Genomic DNA, 13,651 nt, shown 5'->3' with positions numbered 1-13,651 from the left:
CGTCAGAAGGAATTCGACGGACTGCAAATGCGCGGCAAGATCGTTGAACAGTGCGGCAAGGGACATAGCGGCCAATGAGGTAAAAAATCTCACTGACCGCGCCCTACCTCACTGGCATGTCAAGCTTTTTATTGTATTTCGCTCTACTTTTAAAGAAAAATTCTTAACTTGGGTGGATTGGCTGTCGGGGGCGGAAAAAGGATACCAACAAGCGTTTCCGCGTCCGCGCCGCCGGGTTAGATAGTTATAATTTTGTTACATTCGGATAGAATCTTGTCAAAAAAATAGCGTAGAATTATTGTTTGCATAAATACAACTATTATAATTGGGAAATCTAGCGGATATACCAATTAAGCGCGCAGAACGTTTTTCGCTACCCGTTTATCCCGAGCCGGCGCGCGCCAGGTCCGCAAAGAGTTGTCTGAGCTGGCATTCATTGGTTTATTTGTAAATATTTACTTTTAATCATGCAAGGGTTTCCCCATGTTATCTGAAAACGCCTCCGCTGGACTCGTGTATGAAGTCGTGGTGAACGACGAAGGGCAGTATTCAATATGGCCGGCTGACAAGGCCATCCCCTTGGGTTGGCATCTCGCTGGCAAGCGCGGAGTACGCGAATCCTGCCTGGAATATATCAATGAGGTGTGGCTGGACATGCGTCCCCTCTCGCTCAGAAAGCACATGGCTGCCACTTCACACACCGCCGGCGGGGTCGCCACCCTTGCTGCGATCGAGGAAGCCGAGGCGAGCCGCTAAGCTCGGCGTGCTTGACTTGCCGAGCTTGCCGAAGCGCGGACGCATGCCGTCCAGCCTTCCATCTGTTAGTCGACATTAACGAAATCCCCCTGCTGGGCTGAGTTGCACTCCGATACGTCGGGGTGTAGACGCGCGGCGGTCTTTTCTTGAGATGGGTTAAAGACTCCATGATTGATACAGAAGCTTGGGTGCTGCGTGCCGGTTCGGGTATTCCGGAGCCGGGCGTGCTGACGCGTGAAATTTTTTCATTCAAGCCGATCACCGAGCAGGAAGTGCTTGCCGAGCCGATTTATGGCTGCTGGGAAGGCAACATGGCGCATGCCATCAGCCGCTGGCCGCTCGACATCTGCCGCCAGCGGGGCGAACCGCGCGTGGTGCTTGGCAACGCCGGCGTCGTGCGGATCCTGCGGGTCGGCGCGGCGGTCGACAACGTCAAGGAGGGCGACCTGTGCGTCCTGGTCAGCGTCGATCTATGGGATGCGTTCGGCTATCCAGTCAAGATCCTCGCCTACGACGCGCCCGGCACGATGGGCGTGCTCGCCAAGCAAATGAAGCTCCACGCCAGCCAGGTTTATCCGCTTCCACGCAATTCCAAACGTTCGCTCCAGCAGTGGGCCAGCTTTCCCATCCGTTACGCCACCGCGTGGGATAACTGGAAAGTCGCGTATGGCGCCTTGCGTCTGCAAGTCGATGAAACAGAGGCGAAGTCGCCGCATGTGTGGGCGTGGGGCGGCGGCGTCTCGCTGGCCCAACTGATGCTGGCGAAGTCCCAGGGCTGCCGCGTGGCCATGGTCGCGTCCGACGACCGGCGCCTGGCGCTGTGCCGGAGCCTGGGCTTGACCGCGATCGACCGGCGGCAATTCCCGGACCTGATGTTCGACGAAAAAAAATTCAAGGAAGACCTCGACTACCGCAAGCGTTACGTGCGCTCGGAGGGGATTTTCCTGGATCTCGTCAAAGAACACACCGGTGGCGCCGGCGTGTCCATCTTTATCGACAATATCGGCGGGCCGGTGTTCCGCGCGACGCAAAAGTCGCTCGCGCGCCAAGGGGTGATCACCACCTGCGGCTGGAAGGAAGGATCGGAGCTGCAGGTCAATCGTGCCAACGAGTGCATCAATCGGCATATCCATGTTTACACGCACGGCTCGCGCAATACCCACGAGGCCCTGCTTTACGCGGAAGAACATGACTGGATGGTGCCGTGCACCGACGCGCCCTGGTCGTGGGACGACATTCCCGAACTGGCGCAACAGTACGCGGAGGGAAAGATCTCAAGTTATTTTCCGATTTTCAAAGTCAACGATCTGTAGCCTGGCGTGCGGGAGCCGTGACAGTGGATGTTAAAAACATTGGGGAAACAAGATGACGCTTGAGAATGCACAGCAACACGTGGACGGAAGAAATTTCCCTACCTTGGTCGAACTGTTGAAATGGCGCGCGCTGCACCAATCGCAGCAGGTGGCGTATACCTTTCTTGTCGACGGCGAGGACGACGCCGTGTCGATCACCTTTGGCCAACTCGACCGGCGCGCCAAGGCGATCGCGGCGCACCTGGCCGCACAGGGGGTAGGGGCGCAAGCGGTCCTGCTGCTGTATCCGGCCGGCCTCGAATTCATCGTGGCTTTCTTCGGCGCCTTGTATGCCGGCGCCATCGCGGTGCCCTTGTATCCGCCGCACCGCAACCGGCCCGACCAACGGTTGGCCGCCGTCATCGCCGATTCGGACGCGCGCTACCTGATGACGACCGCCGATATCCTCGGCGAGATGGCGCGCTATGTGGCGCAAACGCCGGCGCTGGCCGCGCTGCGCGGCATCGCCACCGATACCGATACCGATACCGATACCGCGGCGTGCGCGGCGCTGGCGCAGCCGGCGCAAACATTGCCGCATCCCTCGCACACCGCCTTCCTTCAGTACACCTCCGGGTCGACTAGTAGCCCCAAGGGCGTCATGGTCAGCCACCGCAACCTGATGGCCAACCTGGAACTGATCAGGCAGAGTTTTGGCCACACGGAAAAACTGAAAATGATCGGCTGGCTGCCATTGTTCCACGACATGGGGCTGGTCGGCAACACGCTGCAACCGCTGTACGTCGGCGGCCAACTGGTGTTCATGTCGCCGGTGCATTTCCTGCAAAATCCGATGCGCTGGCTGCGCACCATCTCGCGGCATCGGGCGACGACCAGCGGCGGGCCGAATTTCGCCTATGATTTTTGTGTCCGCAGATCGACACCCGAGCAACGCGCGGGCCTGGACTTGAGCAGCTGGGAGGTCGCCTTCAATGGCGCCGAACCGGTCCGGCTGGAAACCCTCGACCGCTTTGCGGCGGCCTTCGCGCCCCACGGTTTTCGCCGCGGCGCCTTCTTGCCGTGCTATGGCATGGCCGAGGCGACCTTGCTGTTGGCCGCGGGCGACCGCGGCCAACGGCCGGTCAGCCTGAGGCTGGACAGTGCGGCGCTGTTGCAGGACCGGGTCCGCGTCGCCGCCGACGATGCCGGGAAGGTCAGCCACAACGTCGGTTGCGGGCAGATTGCCGATGCCGAAAAAATCGCCATCGTCGATCCGCAAACCCTGTCGGCCTGCGCGCCGGATCGCGTCGGCGAGATCTGGGTGGCCGGCGACAGTGTGACCCAGGGCTATTGGAACCGGCCCGCGGAAACCCGGGAAAAATACCACGCGCGACTGGCCGGCAGCGACGCCACCTTCTTGCGCACGGGCGACCTGGGCTTCATTCATGGCAATGAGTTGTTCATCACCGGGCGCCTCAAGGATTTGATCATTATCCGCGGCGCGAATTACTACCCGCAAGACATCGAACGCAGCATCGAGGAAGCCCATCCGGCGGTGCGTGAAAGCTGCTGCGCGGCATTTTCGGTTGAGGTCGAGGGTGAGGAGCGCCTGCTCGTGGCGTTGGAAGTGGATCGGAAATATGTGCGTGCGCTCGATCTGGACGAATTGACGATGGCGGTTCAACGCAATGTGTTCCTGCACCATGAATTGCGCCCGCATGTGGTGTGCGTGCTGAAGCCGGGCGGCATTCCCAAGACATCGAGCGGAAAAATCCGCCGCAGCGCCTGCAAGGACGGCTTCTTGAACGGAAACCTCGACCTTTTGACGGATGCGACCATTCCCAAGCCCGACAGTAACACCAAAAATTTTTTGGAAACAGCTTGAGGAAGCGATACAAATGAAGCCCACGAGTATGCACGTCGACGCCGCCGGAGCGGATTTTGCCACCCTGCTGGATGTATTGGCCTGGCGCGCCGAGCATCAGGCCGACCAGACCGCCTACATCTTCCTGGCCGACGGCGAAACGCAAGAAATTCGCCTCAGCTATGGCGAACTGGATAAAAAAGCCCGCGCCATCGCGGCGCGCCTGATTGCGCTCGACACCGGCAGACAGCCCGTCGCGCTGCTGTATCCGTCCGGGCTGGATTTCATCGAGGCGTTTTTCGGCGTGCTGTACGCGGGCGCGATCGCGGTGCCCTTGTATCCGCCGCGCCGCAACCGCCCCGACGAGCGCCTGGCGAGCGTCATCAAGGATTGCGGCGCGCGCCTGTTCCTGACGACCCGCGCCGTCGTCGACGAGTTGCCGCTGTCGACGCAGCCAGCCTCGCCGCTGCACGGCATGCGTTGCCTGACCACGGACGATGTGCCGGCCGCGGCGGCAGGCGATTTCCCCGGCGTGCCGCGGCAGCCGTCCGCCACGGCCTTCCTGCAATACACCTCCGGTTCGACCTGTACGCCCAAGGGCGTGATGGTCAGCCACCGCAACCTGATGGCCAATTTGGAGCGCATCAAACAGAGTTGCGGACAGCCCGACATGCTGGTGGTCGGCTGGTTGCCGATGTTTCACGACATGGGCTTGATATCGAATACGCTGGAACCGCTGTATGTCGGCGCGACGCTGGTGTTCATGTCGCCGGTGCATTTCCTGCAACAGCCGATACGCTGGCTGCGGGCCATTTCGCGTTACCGGGCGAGCACCAGCGGCGGCCCGAATTTCGCCTATGAGTTGTGCGCCAGCAAGACCACGGCGGTAGAGCGCGCGGGCCTCGATCTTGGCCGTTGGAACGTCGCCTTCAACGGCGCCGAGCCGGTACGCCTGGACACCCTGGAGCGTTTTGCCGCCGCTTTTGCGCCCAGCGGCTTTCGCCGCAGCGCATTTTTCCCCTGCTACGGACTGGCCGAGGCGACGATTCTGGTGGCGTCGGGGCGCCGCGGCGAGCGTCCGGTCAGTATTGGCCTGGACGCCTCGCTGCTGTTGCAGGACCGGGTCGGCGCCGTGGCGGGCGGCGACGACGGCGTGCGCGTCAGCGTCGGCTGTGGCCAGATCGCGGACGAAGAAACGGTCCTGATCGTCGATCCGCAGACCTTCAGTGTCTGCGCGCCAGACCGCGTCGGCGAGATATGGGTCGCCAGCGAGAGCGTCGCGCAAGGCTATTGGAACCGGCCGGCGCAGACGCTGGAAACCTTCGGCGCCCGCCTGGCCGGCGGCGACAGGTCTTTCCTGCGCACCGGCGATCTTGGTTTTGTACAAGACAAAGAACTCTTCATTACCGGCCGCCTGAAGGACTTGATCATTCTGCGCGGGCGCAACTATTATCCGCATGATATCGAACAGACCATGGAGCAATCCCACCCGGCGCTACGGCATGGCTACGGCGCCGCCTTTTCGCAGGAGCGCGACGGCGAAGAGCAACTGGTGCTGGTGGTTGAAGTGGAACGGCAGCATGTGCGCCGGCTCGATGTCGAGGCCTTGTGCGCGGCGGTGCGCGACAGCGTCTTTCTTCAGCACGAAATCTGGCCGCATGCGCTCTACCTGTTGAAACCCGGCGGCATTCCCAAAACATCGAGCGGGAAGATACGCCGCCGTGCTTGCAAGGAAGCATTGCTGGACGGCACGCTCGATGTGCTGCACGCCTGGCGCGACGGTACGGCGGCGCCGGCGCCGGTTGCGCCAGTGGCAACGGCGGCGGCGCAGGCCGTGCGCGACTGGCTGAAAGCGCGCGTGGGCGAGTATGCCAAGCGCGCCGCCGCGGAGATCGATATTCACAAGCCGTTCGCCGAATACGGCATCGACTCGCTGACCGCCGTGCGCTTGTCGGGCGAACTGGAGCAACACCTGGGACGACGCCTGGCGCCGACCCTGCTGTACGACTGCCCGACCATCGACCTGCTGGCCAACAGCCTCGACGCGGCAGCGCGGGCGCCGACGCCGGCGCCGCTGCCGCCGCCTGGCGCCGGCGCCGCCGAGCCGATTGCGATCGTCGGCATCGGCTGCCGTTTCCCCGGCGCCGCCGGTGCCGCGGCGTTCTGGACTCTGCTGCGCGAGCAGACCGACGCGATTACGCAAGTTCCGCCGGAGCGCTGGCCGGTCGACGCCTTCTATGACGCGGCGCCATCGGTGCCGGGCAAAATGAATACGCGCTGGGGCGGCTTCCTGGAAGACATCGACCGCTTCGATGAAAACTTCTTTGGCATCTCGCCGCGCGAAGCGGTGACGATGGACCCGCAGCAGCGGCTGTTGCTGGAAACCGCCTACGAGGCGCTGGAGGACGCCGGCCTGCCCGCCGCCGGACTCAAGGCGTCGCGCACCGGCGTATTTATCGGTATCTGCAACAACGACTATAGCGCGCTGCTGTCCGGCTCCGGCGGCGCCATCGATCCGCGCTGGGCGACCGGCAACGCGTTCAGTATCGCGGCCAACCGGATTTCCTATGTCTTCGACTTGAAGGGGCCCAGCCTGGCGGTCGACACCGCCTGTTCCTCCTCCCTGGTGTCGGTGCACCTGGCGTGCCAGAGCTTGTGGAGCGGTGAATCGACGCTGGCGCTGGCCGGCGGCGTCAACCTGATCCTCAAGCCCGATGTGACCATCAGTTTTTCCGCCGCCGGCGGCACCAGCCCGGACGGGCGCTGCATGGCGTTCGGCGCCCAGGCCAACGGCATGGTGCGCAGCGAAGGCGTGGGCATCGTCGTGCTGAAGCCCTTGTCGCGGGCGCTGGCCGATGCCGACCAGATCTACGCGCTGATCCCGGGCAGCGCGGTCAACCACGACGGTTTAAGCAACGGCATCAGCGCGCCGAACCAGGCGGCGCAGGAGGCGGTCATCCGCGCCGCCTTCCAGCGCGCCCGGCGTCCGCTGGACCAACTCCAGTACGTCGAGGCGCACGGCACCGGCACCCTGCTGGGCGATCCTATCGAGGCGCATGCGCTCGGCCAGGTATTGCCGGCCGGCCGCAATTGTGCGATCGGGTCGGTGAAATCGAATATCGGGCATACCGAAGCGGCCGCCGGGATCGCCTCGCTGATCAAGGTCGCGCTGGCATTAAAGCATGGCCGGATACCGGCCAGCCTGCACAGCGCGGTACCGAATCCCTACATCCCTTTCGATCAATTGGGTTTGCACGTGCAGCAAACCGAGGCTGCCTGGAGCGACCAGGGCGGGCCGCACCTTGCCGGAGTCAGCGCTTTCGGCTTCGGCGGCACCAACGCCCACGTCGTGTTGGAACAGGCGCCGGCGCCGGGCGTTGCGCGGCCCGCGCCGGCGCCGCGCACGGCGAAACTGTTGCCGCTGTCGGCGCGCACGCCGGAGGCCTTGCACGAGCTGGTCCGCGCTTACCTGGACCTGCTGGAGCAGCCTACGGATGCGCTGAACCTGGACGCGCTATGCCACAGTGCGGCGCTGCGCCGCGACCACCACGCGTGCCGCTTGGGCATCGTGTTTGCCGACCGCGATGAACTGGTGGAGCGTTTGCGCGCCTTCCTTGCCGGCGAGATGCTGGCGGGCATGTCCTATTTGCCTCGGCAGCCCGGCGAACAGCCGAAACTGGCCTTTGTCTTCTCCGGCCATCGCGGCCAGGCTTGGAGCCTGAGCCGCGATTTCCTGGACAGCGAGCCGGTCTTTTTCGACGTCCTGAACCAATGCGCACAGTTGTTTCAGGAATACGCGGATTGGCCTTTGCTGGCACGCTTGTGTGGCGAGCAGGGCGGGGCGCTCGATCCGCAACAGCTCGACGTCTACCATCCCTGCCAATTCGCCTACCAGGTGGCGCTGGCCGCGTTGTGGCGCGCCAAAGGGGTGCAGCCGGCGGCCATTGTCGGCCACAGTTTCGGCGAAGTGGCGGCGGCCCATGTGGCCGGCGCGCTGAGCCTGGCCGACGCGACCCGGATTATTTTCTTGCGCAGCCGCTGCCTGCGGGACGGCGCGGCGGCCGCGGCCGGGCATGGCGCCATGGCCACCGTCGAAATGCCGCGCCTGGAAGTGCAGGCCATCCTCGACGCGGAAGCGGCGGACGTCGCCATTGCCGTCAACAACAGTCCGACTTCGGTGGTTTTGTCGGGCAATGCCGCGTCCGTGGCGAAACTGGTCGCGTCCTTGAAGGCGCGGCAGGTGTTCTGCAACATCCTCGACACCCCGGGCGCCGGCCACGATCAGAGTATCGATGTGGACGCGTTGACGCGCGCGCTGGCGGGCATCGCGCCGACGTCGGCGACGCTGCCGCTGGCGTCGTCGGTGCTGGGCAAGATGATCGACGGACGCGACATGGACGCCGCTTACTGGGCGCGCAACATCCGCGACGCGGTGCTGTTCGCCGATGCCGTCGGCGCATTGATCGACGCCGCGTGCGACACTTTTATTGAGATCGCGCCGTATCCGCCGGTGTTGTCCTACGCGATATCGCAATGCCTGCGCCATGCCAAGCGCGAAGGCGCCACGCTGCCGGTCCTGCGCCGTAACGCCGACGAGCAGATGCACTTGTTCGGCGCCTTGGGCGCCTTGTATGCCCAGGGTTATCCGCTGCAATGGGATCGCGTCTATCTGGCGCCGCAGCCCTTTGTCGCGCTGCCGTCCTATCCATGGCAGCGCAAGGCATTTTGGGTACCGGCCGCCGCCGCCGCCGCCGCGCCAGCCGCGCCGCCGTTGGCGCCGGGCGGCCATGCGCTGCTCAAGCAGAGCCGGCAATTTGCCGCCAACCCCGGCGTGCGATTTTGGGAAATCGCCGTCGATGTCGCGGCGTTTCCGTTTTTCGCCGACCACAAGGTCCAGGGCGCGATCATCCTGCCGACCACCGCCTACCTTGAAATGGCACTGGCGGCGGGCCAGCAGGTATTCGGCTGCAACAATTGCGTGCTGCAAAACCTGGTCATCCGCAAGGCGCTGTTCCTGCCCGAGCGGGACGCCAGAACGCTGCAATTGATCCTTACTGCCGGGCCGGAACAAAGCGCCGCTATCCAGTTTTTCAGCCGGCCCCAAGTTTGCGCCGACGACGCCGCCTGGACTTTGCATGCGAGCATAGAGCTGTGCCGCGCCCAGGATGCAGCGGCGCCGGCATCGGATTTTTCCGCCGCGACGCTGGCGCTGGATTATCCGCAGACGATTTCCAGCGGCGAGCACTACAAGGTGCTGACCCAGAAAGGGGTGGCGTACGGCCCGGCCTTTCAGGGCGTGATCAGCTTGTGGCTGCGCGACAGGGAAACGGTTGGCGCGGTGCAATTGCCGCCCGCCCAGGTGAACGACGCCTATCTGCTGCATCCGGCCCTGCTCGACGCCTGCCTCCAGGTATTGGCCGGGCAATTGCACGAGAATGAAAGCGCACTGCAGAAAAATGACCTGTTCTTGCCGGTCGGCGTAGGCAGTTTGACCGTCTACGCGCTGCCGCCCGCCGGCGCCGCATTGTGGAGCCGCGCCTTGCTGCGCTCGGCCGTCACGCCGGACATGAAGCGGGTGGAGGGCGACGTGCAGATCCTCGACCAGGCCGGCCGCGTGCTAGTCGAGGTGCATGGCCTGGCGTTGGAGCGGGTCGGCTTCGGCAAGGCATTGGCCTACCAAAACGCCGATGCCTGTCTGTATGAAGTGCAATGGGACGCGGTCTCGCGCGAGCACGCCGATGGCGCTTCCCAAGGGCTGCCCCCAACGCATTGGGTGGTGTGCGGCGACCACTTGCTGGGGCCGGAGATTGCGCGTGCGCTGCGCGGCCGCGGCGAAAGCTGCAGCCTGGTCCTTGCCGGCGCCGAGTTTCGGCGTACCGATGCGCACTGTTTCTGCATCGACCCGCTGGCGCCCGACCACTACGCGCTGTTGCTGCCGCGGTTGCTCGACGACGCGGGCGGACGGGCCATGAATATCCTGCATTTCTGGAGCTTGCTACCGGCATCCGCCGAAGCCGGCGCGGCCGATTGGTGGCATGGCCCCTGCGAATCCGGTTGCCTGAGCCTGCTGCAATTGCTGCAGGCCCTGGCGGCCGGGCAGACCTCGCAGCGCGTGAATCTGAGCGTGCTGACGCGCCAGGGCCAGGCGCTGCAAGGCGAAACGGTGGCGCCGCCGCAGGCCGCGGTATGGGGCCTGGGGAAAGTCATCGCATTCGAACACCCCGAACTGGCCTGCTCGCTGGTCGATGTGGCCGCCGACGCCGGCCTGGACGACGTCGCCGAATTGCTGGAAGAATTGCGCGCGGTGCAGGGCAAGGCGCTGCAGGTGGCGTTGCGCCGCCACGGCCGCTATGAACCCCGGCTGCGCCGCTTGTCCCTGGAGGCCGGCGCGCCGTTGCGCGGCAAGCACTTGCCGCCGGCCGTCAATGGGCGCGACGATGAAACGCTCGCGTTGCGGGCCGACGCCAGTTATCTAGTGACCGGTGGCCTGGGCGGCATCGGCCTCGGGATTGCGCAATGGTTGTGCCTGCGTGGCGCGCGCAATCTGGTGCTGCTGGGACGAAGCGCGCCGTCCGACGCGGCGGCCGCGGCGATCAAGGTGCTGGAAGCGGCTGGCGCGCGGGTGCATGTCGCCAGTGTCGACGTTGCCGACCCGGCACAACTGGCCGGCGTGCTGGCGCGGATCGCGCAGACGATGCCGCCGCTGCGCGGTGTCGTCCATGCCGCCGCGGTGGTCGATCCCGGTTTGCTGCAAAACCTCGACGCCGGGCGCTTCCAGTCGGTCATGGCGCCCAAGGCGGGCGGCGCCTGGAACCTGCACAGCCTGACCCTGGGCTTGCCGCTGGATTTCTTTGTGATGTTTTCCTCGGTGGCATCGTTGTTCGGTACGCCGGGACAGGGGAATTATGTCGCGGCCAATGCGTTTCTGGACGGGCTGGCGCATCAGCGGCGTGCGCTTGGCTTGCCGGCCCTGAGCATCAATTGGGGCGGTTGGTCGCAAGTTGGCCTGGTGGCGCGCCACGCCGGCGCGGCGGAAATATTCGCGCTGCGCGGGTTTGAAAGCATGACGCCCGAGCAGGGCTTCGCCATGCTCGAAAAGCTGCTGCGGCATGCGTTGCCGCAGGTGGCGGTGATGGCGACGAACTGGCGCCAGGTGTGCCAGACCTATCCACAGATCGGCAACATGCCGTTTTTCGCGGCCCTGTTGGCGGCGGAGCAGACCGGCGCTACCTCGACCGGCAAGCCCGTCTCGGTCTTGTCGCGCGGGGAGTTGCTGGCGATGTCGGCGCAGGAGCGGCAGCACTGCTTGCAAAGGCATCTGGGCGCGCACCTGGCGAAAAGCCTGGGCATTGCCGCGCATGATATCGAAGCGGCGCGGCCGATCAATACGATGGGCATCGATTCCTTGATGGCACTCGAAATCAAGAACCGGATCGAGAGCGAATTACAAGTAGCGCTGCCGATCGTCAAGTTTCTCGAAGGCGCGAATATTACCGAGATCGCCAGCGTGTTGCGCGAAGAAATTGAACGCGATCAAGTCGTGGCAAGCCAGCCCGAGCCGCCGGCAAGCGCTGCCGCCGCCGCGCTCGACAGCGTACAGGCCGCGCACATGTTGGCCAATATCGACCAGTTATCCGACGCCGAGGTGGACGCGCTGTTGGCCTCGATCGAACTCTCCGAAGGAAATGCCTGATGCACCCTGAAACAGCCCATACCGCCGCCTCCGTCGCCGAGCAAAAGCGCGCCCTGTTGAAGCGCAAGCTTGCGCAGGCGGCGATGACGGCGTATCCGCTTTCGCACGGGCAGCAGGCCTTGTGGTTCTTGCACACGATGGTGCCCGACAGCGCGGCCTACAACATCGCCTTCGCCGTCCGGATACGCTCGACCTTGGATGTGGAAAAACTGCGGCAGGCGTTTCAGACGCTAATCGGGCGTCACGCCGCCCTGCGCACCACGTTTTCGCTGAAGGACGGCGAGCCGGTGCAGGTGGTGCATGGGCATAAGGAATTCTCGCTGGAGCAGATCGACGCCGCCGGTTGGGACGCGCAGCAATTGCACCAGCAAGTCGTCGGCGCCTACCGCCGCCCTTTTAACCTGGAGTCCGGTCCGCTGCTGCGCGCCTATCTGTTCCAACTCGACCAACGCGACTGCGTGCTGCTGCTATCGGCCCACCACATCATCGGCGACGGCTGGTCGCTGTGGATGCTGCTGGACGAGTGGCGCACGCTGTATGAATTGGACGCGGGCGAAAGCGCCGGCTTCGCGCCGCTGAAACTGAACTACACCGACCACGTGCGGCGCCAGCAAGACATGCTGGCCGGCCCGCGCGGCGCGGCGCTGCGCGCCTACTGGCAGCGGCAACTGGCCGGCGAACTGCCGGCGTTGTCGCTGCCTGTCGACCATGCGCGTCCGGCGCAATTGTCGTATCGCGGCGCCTCCTGGACTTTCCGCCTGGCGCCGCAATTGACGCAAGGCGTTAAGGCGCTGGCCAAGGCCGAAGGCGTGACGCTGTACACCCTGTTGCTGGCGGCTTACCAGGTGCTGCTGTATCGCTATTCGCACCAAGAAAGAATCCTGGTCGGCTCGCCCATGGCCGGGCGCATGGAGAACGACCTCACCGGTGTGGTCGGCTATTTTGTCAATCCGGTGGTGTTGAGCGCGGACCTGTCCGCCGCGCTGACGTTCAAACAATTGCTGGTACAGGCGCGCGAGCGGGTATTGGGCGCGTTGGCGCATCAGGACTATCCGTTTTCCTTGCTCGTCGAACAATTGCAGTTGGAGCGGGACGGCAGCCGCAACCCGCTGTTTCAAGCCGCGTTCATGCTGCAGAAATCGCAGCAGTCGGACGAATTCATCGGCCTCATGTCCAGCGCGCAAGGCAGCAAGCGGCTGGAATGGAAAAACCTTTCGCTCGAACCGTACGAGTTGATGCAGCAAGAGGGGCAATTCGACTTGACGCTGGAAATGGCCGACGCGGGCGACGCCCTGGTCGGCGTATTGAAGTACAGCACCGACCTGTTCGAAGCGGCGACGATGCAAAGGATGGCGGGCCATTTGACGCGCCTGCTGGAAGCGGTGGTAGCCGAGCCGGGCATGCGCGTGGCGGACCTGCCGCTGCTGCCGCACGCCGAGCGGAATCAGTTGCTGCTGGACTGGAACGACACGGCGCGCACCTATCCCCTGGATACGCTGCACGGCATGGTCGAAGCCCAGGCGGCGCGCACGCCGGACCGTGTGGCCGTGGCGTTCGACGGGCAGGAACTCAGCTACGCCGAACTGAATGGGCGCGCCAATCAACTGGCCGGCCATTTGCGCGGCATCGGCGTCACCACGGAAACCCTGGTCGGCGTGTGCCTGGAGCGTTCGCTCGACCTGGTTGTCGCGCTGCTGGGCATCCTGAAGGCCGGCGGCGCCTACGTGCCGCTGGACCCGGCCTATCCGAGCGCCCGGCTGGCGTATATGCTGGAGCACGCGCATCCGCGCGTATTGATCAGCCAGGAGAGCCTGCTCAAGGGCTTGCCGGACTGTTCCGCCCAACTGTTTTGCATGGACCGCGACTGGCCGATGGCGGCCCGGCATGCCGGCGGCAATCCGGAGTATCCGGTAGAGGGCGAGCACATCGCGTATGTCATTTACACCTCGGGTTCGACCGGCAAGCCCAAGGGCGTGCAGGTGCCGCACCGCGGCGTCGTCAACTTCCTGCACACCATGCGGGAAACGCCCGGCGTCGCCGCCGACG

The 13,651-nt window shown here is 64.4% G+C and carries 6 protein-coding genes; all 6 read left to right on the top strand.

Going from position 1 to position 13,651, the window contains the following annotated elements; all coding sequences use genetic code 11:
• Positions 1-244: hypothetical protein (locus JANGC3_RS33975; protein ID WP_232429817.1), on the top strand; the 244-nt coding region annotated here is incomplete at its 5' end.
• Positions 245-483: 239 nt separating this feature from the next.
• Positions 484-756, top strand: coding sequence for an MbtH family protein (locus tag JANGC3_RS30155; protein WP_017879299.1), 273 nt, complete (start codon positions 484-486; stop codon positions 754-756).
• 167 nt (positions 757-923) lie between these two features.
• A complete protein-coding gene (locus JANGC3_RS0125350) occupies positions 924-2,069 on the top strand; it encodes a zinc-binding dehydrogenase (RefSeq protein ID WP_026133507.1) in 1,146 nt (381 codons plus the stop codon).
• Positions 2,070-2,184: 115 nt separating this feature from the next.
• A complete protein-coding gene (locus JANGC3_RS0125345; RefSeq protein WP_232429816.1) occupies positions 2,185-3,933 on the top strand; it encodes a fatty acyl-AMP ligase in 1,749 nt (582 codons plus the stop codon).
• A gap of 13 nt (positions 3,934-3,946) precedes the next feature.
• Entirely contained in the window at positions 3,947-11,605 is a 7,659-nt protein-coding gene (locus JANGC3_RS30150; protein ID WP_198292107.1) for a type I polyketide synthase, read from the top strand.
• Positions 11,605-13,651 (top strand): non-ribosomal peptide synthetase (locus tag JANGC3_RS30145; RefSeq protein ID WP_017879296.1); only part of this gene is annotated, 2,047 nt, incomplete at its 3' end. The genes JANGC3_RS30150 and JANGC3_RS30145, both read left to right, overlap by 1 nt.

The sequence above is a fragment of the Janthinobacterium sp. CG3 genome, assembly GCF_000344615.1.
GTDB lineage: Bacteria > Pseudomonadota > Gammaproteobacteria > Burkholderiales > Burkholderiaceae_D > Janthinobacterium.
Note: the sequence above shows the minus strand (reverse complement) of the source record. Positions and strands in the feature narration are given on the sequence as shown.